This window comes from Prosthecobacter sp., from assembly GCF_044222565.1.
Classification (GTDB): Bacteria; Verrucomicrobiota; Verrucomicrobiia; order Verrucomicrobiales; family Verrucomicrobiaceae; genus Prosthecobacter.
Map to the genome: position 1 here is coordinate 378,504 of NZ_JBGANA010000004.1, position 15,430 is coordinate 393,933.

The 15,430-nt window shown below is 59.6% G+C and carries 21 protein-coding genes; 16 read left to right on the forward strand and 5 right to left on the reverse strand.

Going from position 1 to position 15,430, the window contains the following annotated elements; translation table 11 throughout:
* Window positions 1-314 precede the first annotated feature (314 nt).
* Entirely contained in the window at window positions 315-1,340 is a 1,026-nt protein-coding gene (locus tag ACILSR_RS08135; RefSeq protein ID WP_395749247.1) for an aspartate-semialdehyde dehydrogenase, read from the reverse strand.
* A gap of 336 nt (window positions 1,341-1,676) precedes the next feature.
* Between ACILSR_RS08135 and ACILSR_RS08140 the strand changes: the two genes are divergently transcribed.
* The 15 genes from ACILSR_RS08140 to pncA are packed head-to-tail and all read left to right on the forward strand — an operon-like array spanning window position 1,677 to window position 12,539.
* A complete protein-coding gene (locus ACILSR_RS08140; protein WP_395749248.1) occupies window positions 1,677-2,372 on the forward strand; it encodes an NUDIX hydrolase in 696 nt (231 codons plus the stop codon).
* Window positions 2,369-3,199, forward strand: coding sequence for a TIGR02452 family protein (locus ACILSR_RS08145; protein WP_395749249.1), 831 nt, complete (start codon window positions 2,369-2,371; stop codon window positions 3,197-3,199). The genes ACILSR_RS08140 and ACILSR_RS08145 overlap by 4 nt, the downstream gene beginning before the upstream one ends.
* Window positions 3,196-3,750 carry an NADAR family protein gene (locus tag ACILSR_RS08150; RefSeq protein WP_395749250.1) on the forward strand — a complete coding sequence of 185 codons (555 nt, stop codon included), beginning with the start codon at window positions 3,196-3,198 and terminating at the stop codon, window positions 3,748-3,750. Before ACILSR_RS08145 ends, ACILSR_RS08150 begins: the two co-directional genes overlap by 4 nt.
* Window positions 3,747-4,700, forward strand: a complete 954-nt coding sequence (locus tag ACILSR_RS08155; RefSeq protein WP_395749251.1) for an ADP-ribosylglycohydrolase family protein — start codon at window positions 3,747-3,749, stop codon at window positions 4,698-4,700. The genes ACILSR_RS08150 and ACILSR_RS08155 overlap by 4 nt, the downstream gene beginning before the upstream one ends.
* A gap of 7 nt (window positions 4,701-4,707) precedes the next feature.
* A complete protein-coding gene (locus tag ACILSR_RS08160) occupies window positions 4,708-5,739 on the forward strand; it encodes a hypothetical protein (protein WP_395749252.1) in 1,032 nt (343 codons plus the stop codon).
* Complete coding sequence (locus ACILSR_RS08165; RefSeq protein ID WP_395749253.1) at window positions 5,690-6,682, forward strand: ADP-ribosylglycohydrolase family protein; 993 nt, start codon at window positions 5,690-5,692, stop codon at window positions 6,680-6,682. The genes ACILSR_RS08160 and ACILSR_RS08165 overlap by 50 nt, the downstream gene beginning before the upstream one ends.
* The gene (locus tag ACILSR_RS08170; protein ID WP_395749254.1) at window positions 6,679-7,620 is read left to right on the forward strand and encodes a DUF1152 domain-containing protein; all 942 of its coding nucleotides are present in this window, start codon (window positions 6,679-6,681) and stop codon (window positions 7,618-7,620) included. Before ACILSR_RS08165 ends, ACILSR_RS08170 begins: the two co-directional genes overlap by 4 nt.
* A 7-nt stretch (window positions 7,621-7,627) precedes the next feature.
* On the forward strand, window positions 7,628-8,173 hold the full coding sequence (locus ACILSR_RS08175) for an RNA 2'-phosphotransferase (protein WP_395749255.1): 546 nt from the start codon (window positions 7,628-7,630) through the stop codon (window positions 8,171-8,173).
* On the forward strand, window positions 8,170-8,667 hold the full coding sequence (locus tag ACILSR_RS08180; protein ID WP_395749256.1) for a macro domain-containing protein: 498 nt from the start codon (window positions 8,170-8,172) through the stop codon (window positions 8,665-8,667). Before ACILSR_RS08175 ends, ACILSR_RS08180 begins: the two co-directional genes overlap by 4 nt.
* Window positions 8,668-8,688: 21 nt before the next feature.
* Window positions 8,689-9,204, forward strand: a complete 516-nt coding sequence (locus ACILSR_RS08185; protein WP_395749257.1) for an O-acetyl-ADP-ribose deacetylase — start codon at window positions 8,689-8,691, stop codon at window positions 9,202-9,204.
* Entirely contained in the window at window positions 9,201-9,551 is a 351-nt protein-coding gene (locus tag ACILSR_RS08190; RefSeq protein WP_395749258.1) for a hypothetical protein, read from the forward strand. Before ACILSR_RS08185 ends, ACILSR_RS08190 begins: the two co-directional genes overlap by 4 nt.
* Window positions 9,552-9,569: 18 nt before the next feature.
* On the forward strand, window positions 9,570-9,965 hold the full coding sequence (locus ACILSR_RS08195; RefSeq protein WP_395749259.1) for a hypothetical protein: 396 nt from the start codon (window positions 9,570-9,572) through the stop codon (window positions 9,963-9,965).
* A gap of 2 nt (window positions 9,966-9,967) precedes the next feature.
* A complete protein-coding gene (locus ACILSR_RS08200) occupies window positions 9,968-11,407 on the forward strand; it encodes a nicotinate phosphoribosyltransferase (RefSeq protein ID WP_395749260.1) in 1,440 nt (479 codons plus the stop codon).
* Window positions 11,404-11,910 carry an endonuclease V gene (locus tag ACILSR_RS08205; RefSeq protein ID WP_395749261.1) on the forward strand — a complete coding sequence of 169 codons (507 nt, stop codon included), beginning with the start codon at window positions 11,404-11,406 and terminating at the stop codon, window positions 11,908-11,910. Before ACILSR_RS08200 ends, ACILSR_RS08205 begins: the two co-directional genes overlap by 4 nt.
* 29 nt (window positions 11,911-11,939) lie before the next feature.
* The gene (gene pncA / locus ACILSR_RS08210; RefSeq protein WP_395749262.1) at window positions 11,940-12,539 is read left to right on the forward strand and encodes a bifunctional nicotinamidase/pyrazinamidase; all 600 of its coding nucleotides are present in this window, start codon (window positions 11,940-11,942) and stop codon (window positions 12,537-12,539) included.
* Between the two features lie 57 nt (window positions 12,540-12,596).
* On the opposite strand, the gene ACILSR_RS08215 is transcribed toward pncA, so the two are convergent.
* Genes ACILSR_RS08215 through ACILSR_RS08230 form a run of 4 tightly spaced genes read right to left on the reverse strand, consistent with a single transcriptional unit; the run spans window position 12,597 to window position 14,844 of the window.
* Window positions 12,597-13,355 (reverse strand): SDR family oxidoreductase, encoded by a 759-nt coding sequence (locus ACILSR_RS08215; RefSeq protein WP_395749263.1) that lies wholly within the window; start codon window positions 13,353-13,355, stop codon window positions 12,597-12,599.
* A 43-nt stretch (window positions 13,356-13,398) separates the two neighbouring features.
* Window positions 13,399-13,842: a DUF5069 domain-containing protein gene (locus ACILSR_RS08220; RefSeq protein WP_395749264.1), complete on the reverse strand. Its 444-nt coding sequence runs from the start codon at window positions 13,840-13,842 to the stop codon at window positions 13,399-13,401.
* Window positions 13,843-13,886: 44 nt separating this feature from the next.
* Window positions 13,887-14,201, reverse strand: coding sequence for a thioredoxin (gene trxA / locus ACILSR_RS08225; RefSeq protein WP_395749265.1), 315 nt, complete (start codon window positions 14,199-14,201; stop codon window positions 13,887-13,889).
* Between the two features lie 55 nt (window positions 14,202-14,256).
* Complete coding sequence (locus ACILSR_RS08230) at window positions 14,257-14,844, reverse strand: TetR/AcrR family transcriptional regulator (protein ID WP_395749266.1); 588 nt, start codon at window positions 14,842-14,844, stop codon at window positions 14,257-14,259.
* A gap of 109 nt (window positions 14,845-14,953) precedes the next feature.
* Between ACILSR_RS08230 and ACILSR_RS08235 the strand changes: the two genes are divergently transcribed.
* Window positions 14,954-15,418, forward strand: a complete 465-nt coding sequence (locus tag ACILSR_RS08235; protein WP_395749267.1) for a L,D-transpeptidase family protein — start codon at window positions 14,954-14,956, stop codon at window positions 15,416-15,418.
* Window positions 15,419-15,430: the final 12 nt, after the last annotated feature.

Consider the following 15,430-nt stretch of genomic DNA (forward strand, 5'->3'; position numbering starts at 1 on the left):
AAGAACCGGGGCGGACTTTCGAGTCCGCCCCGGTAACTTGTAGGTGTCTCCAACAGCCAGAAGGATAGCCACACTTGAGAAATGGATGATCTTTTGAGTCCACGGCCGCAGCCGCCTTCCCTTTGATCTGAGGCTAGTCTTCCACAGCAGAAGACAAATGAGTCAGCCTCTTGTGAGCAGGTTGTAAGAAAGTTGTAAGCCGCATTTGTTGCGGCCTCCGTGCGCTGTATGGCCCGCCCTGAACCGAGTTACAAAAAAGGCGGGGCCATCGAGCGGCCCCGCCTTCATAAAAGTACTTCGCTTCCTACGGCAGCTTACAGCAGACACTCTGCGATCTGCACCGCATTCAGAGCCGCGCCTTTGAGGAGCTGGTCGCCCACCACCCAGAAGCACAGGCCATTGTCCAGCGCGCAGTCCAGGCGGAGGCGGCCCACCGCGCAGTTGTCGCGGCCGGCGATGTCCAGAGCCAGCGGATACTGCTTCGCGGCCGGATCATCCAGCACGTCCAGGCCAGGGGCCTTGCTCAGCACTTCGCGCGCGGCTGCCACCGTCACCGGCTTCTCAAATTCTGCACTGATGGCGATGCTGTGCGCGCGGAAGACGGGGATGCGCACGCAGGTCACAGACGCGCGGAACTTGTCGTGGTGCATGATCTTGCGCCCCTCGTTCTCCATCTTCATCTCTTCCTTGGTGTAGCCGGAATCGAGGAAGGAATCCACATGCGGGATCGCATTGAAGGCAATCTGGTGCGGATACACATGCGGCTTGCTGTCCAGCTTCGCGGCGTCCCAGGCGCGGTTTTCACTCGCCCATTCGCGCGACTGATTGGCCAGCTCTTCGATGGCCTGCGCTCCCGTGCCAGACACCGCCTGATAGCTGGAGGCAAAGATGCGCTTCACGCCAAACGCCTGGTGCAGCGGATACAGCGCCATCAGCGAGATCGCAGTCGTGCAGTTCGGGTTTGCGATGATGCCCTTGTGGCTCTTCACATCGGCCGCATTGATCTCCGGCACCACCAGCGGCACGTTCGGGTCCTGGCGGAAGAAGGAAGAATTGTCCACCACCACCGCGCCGGCCTTCACGGCGTGCGGGGCAAAGTCACGCGAGATGCCGCCACCTGCGCTGAACAGCGCGATGTCGATGCCTTGGAAAGAGTCCGGCGTCAGTTCCTGAATGGTGATTTCTTCTCCCTTGAACTTCAGCTTCTTCCCGGCGCTGCGTGCGGAGGCAAGGAGGGTCAGCTTGCCTACGGGAAACTTGCGCTCTTCCAGGCAGCGGATCATCTCCGCGCCCACAGCGCCTGTGGCTCCGACGATGGCGACATTCTTCAGGGTGCTCATGGTATTCTAACGATTCTATCGATGGGGTTGGTTCAAGGGGGCCGCCATAGTAGGGCCTCACCCGCCAGATGCAAGGGCCGGTAAGGGCCCGCAGGGCACCCTGGAGCCCCCCTTTAAAATCGTCCTCGTCCTCATACTCGAACTCGTCCTCGATCAAATCGCTCCGCAACATCCGCCGCTTCCTATTTCTGCAAGTCGCAGCCTCCTCGCCAAATCCTCCTCCTCCGGGAACGCTTGGGTCAAAATACCTTTCGCTCTCCCCCTTGACGAGATCCTAGATCCGCCTCGCCAGATTCACTCCTTGACATAGTGTGAAAACTACACATTACTTAGTGTGTGAAACACACTTACGAATACCCAAGGGCCGCCCTCACCGTGGACTGCGTCGTCTTCGGCTTTGATGGCGGCGAGTCCGCCCTTCAGGTTCTCCTCATCCGCCGCGGCATCGCCCCTTTCAAAGACGATTGGGCCCTCCCCGGCGGCTTCGTGCGTGTTGAGGAAACCCTTGATGAAGCCGCCCGCCGCGAGCTGGCGGAGGAGACCAACCTCTCCACCATCTTCCTCGAGCAGCTCTACACCTTCGGCACCGTGGATCGCGATCCCCGCGAGCGCGTCGTCAGCGTCGCCTACTACGCATTGACGAAACCCGCAGACCACACCACCGCCGCCTCCACAGACGCCGCCGAAGCCCGCTGGTTCCCGGTGTCCGATGTCCCCGCGCTCGCCTTCGACCACGCCGAGATCTTTGCCACCGCCCTAGCCCGTCTCCGCGGAAAGCTCCGTTATGAGCCCATCGGCTTCGAGCTTCTCCCCCCCAAGTTTACCCTCACCCAGCTCCAACGCCTCTATGAAAGCGTTCTCGGCACCAGCATCGACAAACGAAACTTCCGCAAAAAAGTCCTCGGTTACGATCTTCTCATCCCTCTCAAAGAGCAGCATCGCGAGGGCGCCCACCGCCCCGCCCAGCTCTTCCGTTTTGATCCCGTGAAGTACGAGCGCCTCAAGAAGAAGGGATTCCTCTTCGAGATATGAAACGCAGCACCCGCCAGGAGCTCGCACGCCAGACCGTCCAGATTGTCGAGCAAGGACATTACACTGCTCCATCCGGGAAGCGCGTGGACATTTCCCATCTCGTGCGGGCAGCGAAGCACGGCACCCGGCTCTATGAAACGCCCCTCGCCGCGATCGACACGCCACAGCATGCAGGATCCTTCGTTGCCATTGAAGTGACCGGTGAAAGCACCTTCGCCGCCATGCAGCGTCTGCATCGCGAAGGAAAAAACAACATAGGCTGTCTGAATTTCGCCTCCGCCAAAAATCCAGGCGGCGGATTCTTGAACGGCGCGGAGGCTCAGGAGGAGGCCCTCTCGCGTTCCAGCGCGCTGTATGACTGCCTGCTTTGTGCTCCCGCCTACTACGAGCGCAATCGCAGCCATCACTCTTGCCTCTATCTGGATCTCGTCGCCGCCTCTCCCCGGGTTCCGTTCTTCCGCGACGACGCGGGCGAGTTGCTTGAAGACCCCGTGCTCGCCACGGTCATCACCGCTCCTGCGCCAAACGCCGGCGCGGTTTCTCGCAACGAGCCGGGTCGCCTCCCAGAAGTGGAACCCACCCTGCGCCGACGTGCCACCCAGGTGCTGCAAGCCGCCGTGGACACCGGGATCGAATGTCTCGTGCTTGGTGCCTGGGGCTGCGGCGTCTTCCGCAACGATCCCCGCCTCGTTGCCAGGACATTTGCCATGCTGCTTCAGCCCGGCGGCGCTTTCGTCACCCATTTTAAAGAAGTCGTCTTTGCCGTCTACGACCCCACCGGCAGCGGCCCCAACCTTAAAGCATTCAAAGACCAGTTCTCAGCATGAAAACCGAAACACTCGTCACCCAGATCCAGCAGGGCTTCGTTCCGCAGTGGCTGCACTTCTGGGGCCACACACCATCCAAGGACGGCAATCTGGGCAAGAACTGCTTCAGCCAGTGGTGGGCCGGTCATCCCTTCGTCATCGACGACATCACCTATGCCACCGCCGAGCACTACATGATGGCGGAAAAAGCCCGCCTCTTCGGGGACAACGACACGCTGCAAAAAATCCTGCCCGCATCCACTCCCGCCATCGCTAAAAAACTCGGACGCGAAGTGAAAAATTTCGATGATGCCAGATGGCTCCAAAACCGTTGGGAGATCGTGGTGAGTGGCAACTTTGCCAAATTCAGCCAGCACGCCGATCTGCGCGACTTTCTGCTCCACACCGGCGACCGCGTCATCGTCGAAGCCAGCCCCTTTGACCGCATCTGGGGCATCGGCATGGCCGCTACGGATCCGAACGCCGAAAACCCCGCGCAATGGAAAGGCCTGAACCTGCTCGGCTTTGCCCTCATGGAGGTGCGGAAGCAGCTCAGGGAAAAACGGCCATGAATCAAAACCCAAACACTCAACGCATCCTCGGCGGCCTGTATGGCTCCCTAGTTGGCGATGCCCTCGGGGTACCCGTGGAGTTTGCCGGTCGTGAGGCTCGTCAAAAAGACCCCGTGCTCGGCATGCGCTCCTACGGTGTCCATCATCAGAAGGCAGGCACCTGGAGCGATGACGGCTCCCTGCTCCTCTGCTCTGTCGAAAGCCTCGTGGAAAAGGGCTTTGATGCGCAGGACATGGGCGAGCGCTTTCTCCAGTGGTTTGAGCTCGGCCACTGGGCTGCACATGGCTTTGTCTTCGACATCGGCATTGCCACCCGGCAGGCCTTGCTTCGCATCCGTGAGGGCACTCCGGCTCTCCAGGCCGGTGGTCGTGGGCTTTATGACAATGGCAACGGTTCCCTCATGCGCATCCTCCCCGTGGCGCTTGCCTCGTTGGATCTTGGTGCTCCCGAGTTCGCCGAACGTCTCAGTCAGGCTTCAGCCATCACCCATGGCCATGCTCGCTCGCAGATGGCCTGCGTCTTTCACGGTCTGGTGGTTCGCGGCCTGATGCAGGGTGCAAGCCCACAAGAAGCACTCGCAAATGCTCAGGCAGATTTCCACCGCCTCTATGCTGATGCAGACGAGCTTGGCACCTTTCGCGATCTGCTCCGCAGCGATCTCGCCTCTCAGCCAGAGATTCACATCCACTCCGGCGGCTACGTCATGGAAACGCTCACCGCATCGCTCTGGTGCCTTCTTACCACCAGCAGCTTTTCTGAATGCGTCCTCAAAGCCGTGAACCTCGGCGATGACACCGACACCACCGGCTGCGTCGCCGGAGGCCTCGCGGGGCTGCACTACGGCCTCGACGCCATCCCCGCGGAGTGGCGCCTGACATTGCCACGCCAGCAGGATCTCAAAAGCCTCTTCAGTCAGTTTGAAAAAACGCTGCACCCGGCACTTGCATGAACCCTTCATGATCGCCCCCGTCCTCCAGCAGCAGATCGATTTCGACATCGCCCGACTGGCCTCGGATTTCCCGCCCGTCTGGCGGCACGCTCACAAGCAGGCCGTCTATGACCTTGTGCGTTCCGAGAGCGATGGAACGCTTGGCACCCTGCGCTACACCCGTTGGCAGATGGCTCCTCTGCCAGAGGAGTCACCGCTGCACCCGTGCGCCTTCAAAGCCGAGACCGGCTTCTTCCATTATCGCCATTCCGGCCCCGGCATCTGGCACCTCAATTTCGCCGACCCGCGTCTCTTTGCCGCCTATGGCTCACCGCTCATGGCGCAGGACGAATGGCAGGTGCTCGAGCATCCCGTGCTCGGTTCCTTGCGCGAGGCGCTGCTTCGCGATGAGCAGCCCGCTCTCACCCGCGAAAACGGCATCAGCACCCCCGTGCTCATTTCGAATGTGCCGCGCCAGTGCGCATTGGATCTCTCCGGCGCTCGATCACAGAAAAGAGGCTCATCATCCTGGTGGCAAAGCATCATCAGCCTGTTTTGGTTCCCGAATAAAACCACACCTCTGTATGGCAATGCCTTCCAGCAGGCCAGCACCGCCGAGGTTTTGCGCACGATCACTGTCCTCAACCGGCAGTCCAACATCCTTGCCATCTCCGCACCCACTGGCATTGGCGTGTATTCAAGAAGGCAGATCACCGATATTCTTCAGACCGCCACCAGCGGCTTCATGGCTGCCGCGCTTGAATCAGCACGTCAAAACGTGGCTCCCACTGAGGTCACCATCAACACCGGTTGGTGGGGCTGCGGAGCCTTCGGCGGAAATCGTACTCTCATGGCCTTGCTCCAGATGCTCGCCGCCCGCCTCGCCGGAGTCGGCCACCTCACCTTCCACATCGGCCCCGCCAGCGAACTCTTCCACTTCGACGAAGCCCGCGCCTTCCTCGACCTCGTCACCGAAAACACTCAAATCGCCCGCCTCTCCACCATCCTCGATGAAATCGAAAAGCTCCACTTCAGCTGGGGCCAAAGCGACGGCAGCTGACCCAACAGTTATGACGACAAAGTCCAACCACGAACGACTCCAGCGCGCTCTGCTGTCCCTCGACGGCCTGTCAGTCGGCGATGCGTTCGGTCAGAGTTTCTTCTTTGTGACACCAGTCACCGCGGATCAGCGGTTGGACGGTCGTTTCATTCCGCCACCGCCTTGGTTCTTCACCGATGACACGGTGATGGCTGTCGCCATCGTCCGCAGCTTACAACAGCATGGTCACGTTGTGCCTGACTGGCTTGCTCTGGAATTTGCTGCCAAATACACCAAAGAACCTGACCGTGGTTACGGCGGCACCGCACGGGGCATCCTGCAGGCCATCGGTGAGGGCGTGCCATGGCAGGAGGCTGCGGGCCGGGTCTTCGATGGCGAGGGCTCCTGCGGCAATGGCGGTGCCATGCGTGCCGCGCCCATAGGCGCTTATTTTGCGGATGACCTGACGCTTCTCATCAGGAACGCCCGGGATTCAGCCATGGTCACTCACGCACATGAAGACGGTCAAACTGGAGCCATAGCCGTGGCGCTCGCCGCCGCCTGGATGGTTACGCAGCGTGGTGCGTCCGGAAAGAAAGATCATGAACTGATCCAATTCGTTCTCGCCAATCTTCCCAAAACTGAAACGTACTGGCGTCTGAAAAAAGCTCTGACTTTGCCGCTTGAGCTTTCGCCGAAAACAGCCGCTTCAATTCTCGGCAATGGCTCGCAGGTGATTTCTTCTGACACCGTGCCGTTCTGTCTCTGGTGCGCTTGCCGACATCTCGACGATTATGCCGAAGCCCTTTGGGCAGCGGTTTCTGTGCATGGAGACATGGACACCAACTGCGCCATCGTCGGCAGCTTGGTCGCGCTCGCTGCTGGCGGTGCAGGCATCCCCGACGAATGGCTCGCCTCCCGCGAACCTCTCAATCTAAACACCAGGGAAGGGGAGAGCGCATGAAACTCCCTTTCTTCACTCAGCTCGAGCCCGCAAAAAATGTCCTCATCGCCGGCGCAGGGGGCGGCTTCGACGTGTTTGCCGGGTTGCCTCTCTATTTCTGGCTCCGCAGCCAGGGCAAGACTGTGCACTTGGCAAATTGGTCCTTTTCGGAACTCTCGTTTTGCGAAGACAAGCCCTTGCCGCAACTCTCGGTTGTCCGTGGCAACACCTCCGGTTCGTCCGAATACTTCCCTGAAAAGTATCTCGCGCAGTGGCTGGAATCCGAAGGCCATGACACTCCCGTTCATGCGCTCCAGCCAGGCGGAGTTCGGCCCGTCCGCGCAGTGTATGAATGGCTCGCTGCCGCCTTGCGCTTCGACACCCTCATCCTCATCGATGGCGGCACGGACATCCTCATGCGCGGAGACGAGTGCGGACTAGGCACCCCACAGGAAGACATCGCGTCTCTTGCCGCCGCTCACTCATTGCCCGCGGACATTCGGAAATTCGTCGTCTGTCTCGGTCTTGGCGTGGATGCTTATCACGGCGTTTGCCATGCGCACTTCCTCGAAAACGCCGCAGCGCTCTCAGCCATCGGTGGTCACCTCGGCACCTGGAGCCTCCTTTGGGAGATGCCGGAAGCGCAAAAATATGCCGCCGCGGTGGAGTTCGTTCACGGCTGCATGCCACGGCGATCCAGCATTGTAAACGGCAGCATCGTCAATGCTGTCAAAGGCCTCTTCGGTGACGTCCACACCACCACCCGCACCCAGGGATCGCGTCTGTTTATCAATCCGCTCATGAGCCAGTTCTGGGCCTTCGACCTCGACTCCATGGCCCGCAAAAACCGCTACCTCGATCGCATCCAGACCACGGACACCTACAGCGAACTGACCTTTCGCATCTCAAACTATCACAATCAGCAAAAGCTCCGTCCATGGATGGACATACCCATTTAGAAATCGAATGAACCCAGACAAAACAACACGCACCAGCAAATTCCTCAGCCTGGTGCTGCGCCATCAGCCCGAAACCGCTCACGTCGTCCTCGACTCCGCAGGCTGGGTCAGCGTCGAAGACCTCCTCGCTGGCTGCGCCAAAGCTAATCGCACGATCAGCCGTGACGACCTCGAACACATCGTCGCCACCAACGCCAAAAAGCGTTTCGAGTTCAGCGAAGATGGCACTCGCATTCGCGCCAGCCAGGGCCACTCCGTGTCCGTGGATCTGCAATACGAAGCCAAGGTGCCGCCTGCCGTGCTCTATCATGGGGCCGCTGCGCAGTTTCTCGAAAGCATTCGTGCCGAGGGCCTTCAGAAAATGAAACGTCACGATGTTCATCTTTCGGAGGATACCAAAATGACGCTCGAAGTCGGCGCACGGCGTGGCAGGCCCGTCCTCCTCACCATCCTCGCCTCGGAAATGCACCAGGCTGGTCACAGCTTTTACCTCAGCACCAACAACGTCTGGCTCGTGGACCACGTGCCGCCGCAGTTCATCCGCTTTCCATGAGCCAGCTCACGCCCATTCAATACATCGTTGGCGATGCCACTCAGCCGGCCACCACCGGGCAGACCATCATCGCGCATGTTTGCAATGACATCGGCGGCTGGGGCGCGGGCTTTGTCCTGGCTCTGTCAAAGCGTTGGAAACAACCCGAGCTGCAATATCGCCAGTGGCATCGTGAGGGCACTTCGGGTTCCTCCGCATTCGCACTCGGTGCAGTGCAGTTTGTCCGTGTGAGCGAGACCATCACCGTCGCAAACATGATCGGCCAGCACGGCATTCACAAAAGCGCGGACTTGCCGCCCATTCGTTATCCAGCGGTCGATCAAGCCCTGGCTCATGTTGCGGAGGAGGCCCTGCGGCTCAATGCAAGCGTCCACATGCCACGCATCGGCTGCGGTCTGGCGGGCGGTTCGTGGGACCTCATCGAGCCTCTTGTGCACTCCCGTTTTTGCGAGCGGGGGATCTCGGTGACCATCTACGACCTTCCCAAATCCTGACACTTCGTTCCCATCCAATTTATGAATGCTTCACTCACAGCCCTCCAAGCCGACATCACCACCCTCGACGTCGATGCCATCGTCAATGCTGCCAACTCCTCCCTCCTCGGTGGTGGCGGCGTGGACGGCGCCATTCACCGCGCTGCAGGGAAAGACCTGCTGGCCGAATGCCGCACTCTAAACGGCTGCCGCACCGGCGAGGCCAAAATCACGAAAGGCTACAACCTCAGGGCCCGCCACATCATCCACACCGTCGGTCCAGTTTGGAACGGCGGTAACAATGGCGAGCCGGAAAAGCTGCGCTCCTGCTATGCGAACTCCCTCCGCATTGCCTCGGAACACCAGCTCACCAGCATCGCCTTTCCCTGTATCTCCACCGGCGTCTATCGCTTCCCGCCGGATCTGGCGGCACAGATCGCCGTGCAGGCTATTCGCGAGTTCGTCCTAACACCTTCATCGCTGCGGGAGATCATCTTCTGCTGCTTCGCGGAGTCGGATCGGCAGCGCTACGAAACACTGATTCAGTCGCAGCCATGAACACTACCACTCTCTACCGTCCCGTCGGCCCCAAAGAGATGAAGCTGATCGAAGACTCCGGCTGGAAAGCCTTTCCCCCGCGTCTTCCCGACCAGCCCATCTTTTATCCCGTCATGAACGAAGACTACGCCATCCAGATCGCACGTGACTGGAACGTGCCCGCTTCCGGCTCCGGCTTCGTCACACGCTTCGAGGTCGAGTCCGAATACCTGACCCGCTTTGAAGAGCAGGTCGTCGGCGGAGCGGTTCATCGGGAGCTCTGGGTCCTTGCTGAAGAGCTTGAGGAGTTCAATCTTCACATCGTCGGTCAGATCGAAGTGACAAGGCGTTTCCCGGAAACTGAGTAGTCCGAATCACATCTGCCAATGAATCCCAATCCACACATAAATCGAACCTGCGGCTTCCGCATTTCCTGGCTCGATGGGTTGATTCTCGTCTTGGGATCTTTCCTTTCTTGGTGGCTCATGAATCAGTCCTTCCATCTCTGGTGGATCATCCCTGCGGCACTGGGACACTTTTTCCTCTTCTGCAATGTCTTCCTCGTATGGCGACGCTTGGAGCTGCTTTGGGCGGCTTCCTTTGTGGTCAATGTCGTGGCGCATGTCGCATCGAATGAATTTGATTTCTGGCCTCCACTGCTGTGGCAGACGCCGGTGACCCTGCTTGTTGTTGCTTGGCAGATGCGTTCGCCATGGTATCACGGCATCTTTGCGCATCAGATCAATGCCCGTATTCAAGATTACCTCAGCCACAAGCTTTAACCATGACCACCAGTCCCCTCCTCACCGACCTCTATCAGCTCACCATGGCCGCCGGATACTGGAAATGCGGCAAGGCCGAGCAGGAGGCCGTGTTCCATCTGTTCTTTCGCAAGCTGCCCTTCTCCGGCGGCTACGCCATTGCCGCTGGCTTGGGCGATGTGGTCATATGGCTGAAAAACTTCCGCTTCAGCCCGGCAGAGATCGACTACCTCGCCACACTTCCCGGCCGCGATGGCAAGCCTCTCTTTGAACGCGGTTTCCTCGACTACCTCCGCACCCTCGAATGGCGCTGCGATGTCGATGCCATTCCGGAAGGCACCGTCGTCTTTCCACACGAGCCTCTTCTGCGCATCAAAGGCCCGCTCATTCAGGCTCAGCTCGTCGAGACCGCGCTGCTGAACATGATCAATTTCCAAACCCTCATCGCCACCAAGTCCGCCCGCGTCTGCCTCGCGGCACAAGGCGAGGCCGTCTTGGAGTTCGGCCTGCGTCGCGCGCAAGGCCCAGATGGTGCCATCATGGCCAGCCGCGCCGCCTTCATCGGCGGCTGCGCCTCCACCTCCAACGTTCTCGCCGGAATGACCCACGGCATTCCCGTGCGTGGCACACATGCCCATTCATGGGTCATGTCCTTCGATACCGAACTCGAAGCCTTCGAGATGTACGCCGCCGCCCTTCCCAACAACTGCGTCTTCCTCGTGGACACCTACGACACCCTCGAAGGCGTGCGCCATGCCGTAGAAGTCGGCCATCGCCTGCGCGATCGCGGCCATGAACTCGCCGGTATTCGCCTCGACTCCGGCGATCTCGCCTGGCTCAGCATCGAGGCTCGCCGCATCCTTGACGAAGCCGGCTTCCCCCAGGCCTTCATCGTCGCCAGCAATGATCTCGACGAGCACCTCATCGAAAGCCTCAAGCACCAGGGCGCCAAGATCAGCGTCTGGGGAGTCGGCACCCAGATGGTCACCGGCGGCTCCCAGCCCGCCCTGGGTGGAGTGTACAAGCTCGGTGCCATCCGCAATGAAGGAGGAGAATGGGAGCCCAAGATCAAGCTTAGCGAGCAGGCCGTCAAAGTCAGCAATCCCGGCATCCAGCAGGTCCGCCGCTATACCCTGAACGGCGAATTCTGCGGCGATGCCATTTTTGATGAAGAGCACGGCTGCCCCGCCTCCGTGGAAATCGTTCACCCCAGCGATCCCACTCGCAACAAACGCATTCCCGAAGGTGCCACTCACGAAGACCTCCTTCAGCCCGTTTTTCTCGCCGGAAAACTCGTCGCCACTCTGCCCACACTGACTCAGATCCAAACTCGCTGCCGCGAACAGCTCACTCATCTCCATGATACCGTGAAGCGTCTGCAAAATCCGCACGCCTACCCCGCAGGCGTCGAGCATACCTTGCACGAGCGAAAGCTGCAGCTCATTCAAAAGGCCAGAGCGTGAATTCCCCGTCACCACGTCCTTTGATCGCCGCACTCGATGTCTGCTACCACGAGCACGGCGCGACAGCCGCCGCCGTTTTGTTTGCACAATGGACCGATGACAAGCCCATCGCACAGGAACTGAGCCAGATCTCACAAGTAGCCGAGTACGAACCCGGCCAGTTCTACCGGCGCGAAATGCCCTGCCTGCTGGATATCCTCAAGCGCCTGCCCCTGCCACCCGCTGTCATCGTGGTCGATGGTCACGTCTGGCTTCGTCCCGATGAACCCGGCCTCGGCTGGCATCTCCATACCGCCACCGGCATTCCGGTCATCGGCGTCGCCAAAACCTCCTTTGATGGTTCTCCGCATGCAGCCCACGTGCTGCGGGGCGGGAGCCATCGTCCTCTGTTTGTCACCGCCGTGGGCTTGCCGCAGAACGATGCTGCGGAGCATATCCACTCCATGCACGGTAGCTACCGCATGCCCACCTTGCTCAAGCTCGTTGACCACCTCTGCCGCTAAGGCAGCGCCGCACCCAAACTAACTTCTCCATGAAAGCTCTTCTCCTTATCGACATTCAAAACGACTTCATGCCCGGCGGCGCCCTCGCCGTGACGGGCGGCGATGAAATCATCCCCATCGTCAATAAACTCCACCCTCAGTTCGATCTCGTCGTCGCCACGCAGGATTGGCACCCCGCCGATCACGGCAGCTTCGCCGCCAATCATCCCGGCAAAAACGTCTTTGAACAAACCGACCTCGACGGCCTTCCTCAGACCCTCTGGCCCGTGCACTGCGTGCAAAACACCGGCGGCGCCCTCTTCGCTCCAGCCCTCGATACCCGCCGCATCGCGCGCGTTTTCACCAAAGGCATGAACCCGCGCATCGACAGCTACAGCGGCCTCTACGACAATGGCCACCGCGCCTCCACCGGCATGGGCGAGTGGTTGAAAACGCAAGGCGTCCAAGAACTCCACGTCGCCGGCGTCGCAACCGACTACTGCGTCAAATTCACCGTCCTCGATGCCTTAAAAGAAGGCTTCTCCGTCACCGTCCTCACCTCCGCCTGCCGCGGCGTCAATCTCCAACCCGGAGATGTGGACCGCGCCCTCGCTGAAATACTGGCCGCAGGTGCAGTTATCCAACGCTGAGACCAAAAAAAGCCCGCGCTCTGCATGGTGCAAAGCGCGGGCGGAAGGCGTGGTGTGTTACTGCGCCAGGAAGCCGCCATCCACATTCAGCGAAGCGCCGGTGATGAAGGACGCCCCATCGCTTGCCAGGAAGAGCACCGGATTCGCGATCTCTTCCGAGCGACCTCCACGTCCGATGGGATGCAGGGAGCGCATATAATTGGCTGCGTCCTCATTGCCACCGGTGAAGCGGTCAAACATGTCCGTCTCGATCACAGCGGGTGCCACCGCATTCACGCGGATGCCCTGCTTGGCATACTCCATGGCGGCGGCTTTCGTCAGGCCTTCAACCGCATGCTTGCTGGCAATATAGACACTGGCTCCGGCCATGCCAATATGCCCGGCTACGCTGCTCGTGTTGATGATCACACCGCCGCCCTGCTTCAGCATCACCGGAATTTGGTACTTCATCGAGGTGATCACACCCCACACATTGATGTCAAAGGTGCGGCGGTAGTCCTCCTCCTTGACATCCACGATGGCCCCCGTGAGTTCGATGCCCGCATTGTTAAACGCCACATCGAGGCGGCCATACGTTTCCACCGTTTTCGCCACCAGTGCCGAGACGTCAGCTTCCTTGGCCACATCGGCTTTCACAAAGGTGGCTTCACCACCCGCGGCTTTGATTTCGGACACCACGGCCTGGCCCTCGGCTTCACGCCGGCCGCTGACGACCACTTTGGCCCCGGCTTTGGCGAAGGCGAGCGCGGTGACTTTGCCGATGCCGCTGGTGGCGCCGGTGATGAGGACAACTTTGTTTTGGAATGAGGTTTGCATTGGGATTGGATCTTGAGAGTTGGATGTTGGGAGTGTGATGGAGTTAAGCTTTGCCGCCGAAGGAGACGTAGTCATCGAAGTCGAGGTAGTCGAACCACGTGCCGATGTCCTCGCGTGCCTCGCCGCCCGATTTGGAAACCTGCGCGCTGATGTACTCGCGGCTTTCATTGTCAGACGGCACCGCTTCTTCGCGAAAGCGGCTCCACTGGGCGATCTCGTAGTCGCTGCGTTTGTACAGCGCGCTCTTCTCGATCCAGGAGAACATCTCTGAATCCCCCAGCCCCTTGGCAGCTTCGGCTTTCAGGGCTTCATGATCGATGCCGGTAAAGCTGAGGAATCGCTGATCCAGCGGGCAGTTGTAGTGGTATTCGCCGTTTTTACCGGCGATTTCGGCACGGCATTTGTCAAGCAGGCGTGGCAGGAGCACATAGCCGCCGAGGCGGACGCGGGGGCTGCGGGGAGGGCGTTGGGTGAGGTCGATGGACATGAGTGTGGTAGGTTATGGTATGGGTTTGCTGCGGGAAAAGAGGGTTATGCGGTGAGCGCGGCTTCCAGGAAGCCCTTGCTTCTCACTCCAGTGATCGTGTTCACCGGCTGTCCGTTTTTAAAGACGATCAGCGTGGGAATGGCGCGGATGCCAAAGCGCGTCTGAAGGTCCGGGTAGGCATCAATGTCCACCTTGGCAATCGTGGCTTGTCCTTCCTGCTCGGTGGCCAGCTGGTCGAGGATCGGCGACATCATTTTGCAGGGGCCGCACCATTCCGCCCAGAAGTCCACGAGGACGGGCTTGTCGGTGTTGGCCAGGGTTGCGTCAAAGGTTTCGGTGGTTAGGGCGATGGGTTTCATGGATTGGGTTATGTTAAGATTAGACCGGTCGGTTTATTTACGATTAAAAACAAAATCAGGGTGTCAGCAAATCGCGGATAAAATTCAGCGCCTCACGGGGCGGCGTGGCATCCCGGCACACCGCGGAGCGCTGCATGGCGCCGTTCCACAGGTCGTGTATGATTCCCGCCACTTCGGCAGGCTGCACATTTTTGGCGATCTTCTTTTTCTCAATCCCTTCCTGCAGCACCTGCTCCAAAATGACAATCGCATCACGATTTCCTGCAGCGAGCACCTCGCGCATCGCCTCGCTCATGTCGGACACTTCAGCGGCCAGTTTGAGCACCAGGCAGGGGCATTTCCCCTTCGTTTCCATCACCCGGCAGATAGTGCCCTCGCAAAAGCTCAGCAGTCTCTTCAAAGGATCCGGTTCAGGTGCTGGCGACAGCAGCATCTCCTTTTTATAGGCCGTGGCATCGGCCACATAATGCTTCAGCATCTCCACGCCAAAGTGCTCCTTGGATTTGAAATAGTGGTAAAACGAGCCCTTCGGCACCTTCACCGCCTCCAGGATTTCCGTCAGCCCGACCGAGTGAAAGCTCTTCTCGAGCATCAGCCCTTCGGCTGCGTCGAGAATGCGTTCTTTGGTCGTCCGGTCGCTCATGATGGTGTAATCATTAGACTGACTGGTCTAATTCGTCAACTTCCACTTTTCATTTTTTCCAAAACACATGCGCACAGCCCTCCGTTGATCAATGTTTTCCCATCTTCGCATGAAACTAGCCTCTCCCAGCCTTGAAGTCAGCATCGGCACTCAGCGTCTGCGTTTGTATGATGGCAGGCGTCTGGTGCGCGAGTGGCCCTGCAGCACGTCGAAATTTGGCATCGGCTTCACGGAGGGCAGCAACAAGACACCCCTCGGCCGTTTCATCGTGAAGGAAAAACACGGCGAAGAAGCAGAATGCGGCACCATTTTCAAAGCACGGCAGCCTGTCGGCCATTGGTCCCGCGGCATGGAGACGAAGTCAGACCTCGTCCTCACCCGGATCCTCTGGCTGCATGGCACCGAGCCGCGCAATGCGAACACCTACCAGCGCTACATATACATCCACGGCACCAATGACGAAGGCAGCATCGGCCGCCCCGCCAGCCACGGCTGCGTCCGCATGCGCAATCGCGCTGTGATCGATCTCTTTGACCTCGTCCCTGAGGGAACTCCGGTGTGGATTGAGGAGTAGCCAGTTGTAAAA

Bases quoted from the DNA above. Each gene is read 5' to 3' on its own strand.
- ACILSR_RS08135 (WP_395749247.1), bottom strand. From the start codon at position 1,340: ATGAGCACCCTGAAGAATGTCGCCATCGTCGGAGCCACAGGCGCTGTG.
- ACILSR_RS08145 (WP_395749249.1), top strand. From the start codon at position 2,369: ATGAAACGCAGCACCCGCCAGGAGCTCGCACGCCAGACCGTCCAGATT.
- ACILSR_RS08150 (WP_395749250.1), top strand. From the start codon at position 3,196: ATGAAAACCGAAACACTCGTCACCCAGATCCAGCAGGGCTTCGTTCCG.
- ACILSR_RS08155 (WP_395749251.1), top strand. From the start codon at position 3,747: ATGAATCAAAACCCAAACACTCAACGCATCCTCGGCGGCCTGTATGGC.
- ACILSR_RS08160 (WP_395749252.1), top strand. From the start codon at position 4,708: ATGATCGCCCCCGTCCTCCAGCAGCAGATCGATTTCGACATCGCCCGA.
- ACILSR_RS08165 (WP_395749253.1), top strand. From the start codon at position 5,690: ATGAAATCGAAAAGCTCCACTTCAGCTGGGGCCAAAGCGACGGCAGCT.
- ACILSR_RS08170 (WP_395749254.1), top strand. From the start codon at position 6,679: ATGAAACTCCCTTTCTTCACTCAGCTCGAGCCCGCAAAAAATGTCCTC.
- ACILSR_RS08175 (WP_395749255.1), top strand. From the start codon at position 7,628: ATGAACCCAGACAAAACAACACGCACCAGCAAATTCCTCAGCCTGGTG.
- ACILSR_RS08180 (WP_395749256.1), top strand. From the start codon at position 8,170: ATGAGCCAGCTCACGCCCATTCAATACATCGTTGGCGATGCCACTCAG.
- ACILSR_RS08185 (WP_395749257.1), top strand. From the start codon at position 8,689: ATGAATGCTTCACTCACAGCCCTCCAAGCCGACATCACCACCCTCGAC.
- ACILSR_RS08190 (WP_395749258.1), top strand. From the start codon at position 9,201: ATGAACACTACCACTCTCTACCGTCCCGTCGGCCCCAAAGAGATGAAG.
- ACILSR_RS08195 (WP_395749259.1), top strand. From the start codon at position 9,570: ATGAATCCCAATCCACACATAAATCGAACCTGCGGCTTCCGCATTTCC.
- ACILSR_RS08200 (WP_395749260.1), top strand. From the start codon at position 9,968: ATGACCACCAGTCCCCTCCTCACCGACCTCTATCAGCTCACCATGGCC.
- pncA (WP_395749262.1), top strand. From the start codon at position 11,940: ATGAAAGCTCTTCTCCTTATCGACATTCAAAACGACTTCATGCCCGGC.
- ACILSR_RS08215 (WP_395749263.1), bottom strand. From the start codon at position 13,355: ATGCAAACCTCATTCCAAAACAAAGTTGTCCTCATCACCGGCGCCACC.
- ACILSR_RS08220 (WP_395749264.1), bottom strand. From the start codon at position 13,842: ATGTCCATCGACCTCACCCAACGCCCTCCCCGCAGCCCCCGCGTCCGC.
- trxA (WP_395749265.1), bottom strand. From the start codon at position 14,201: ATGAAACCCATCGCCCTAACCACCGAAACCTTTGACGCAACCCTGGCC.
- ACILSR_RS08230 (WP_395749266.1), bottom strand. From the start codon at position 14,844: ATGAGCGACCGGACGACCAAAGAACGCATTCTCGACGCAGCCGAAGGG.
- ACILSR_RS08235 (WP_395749267.1), top strand. From the start codon at position 14,954: ATGAAACTAGCCTCTCCCAGCCTTGAAGTCAGCATCGGCACTCAGCGT.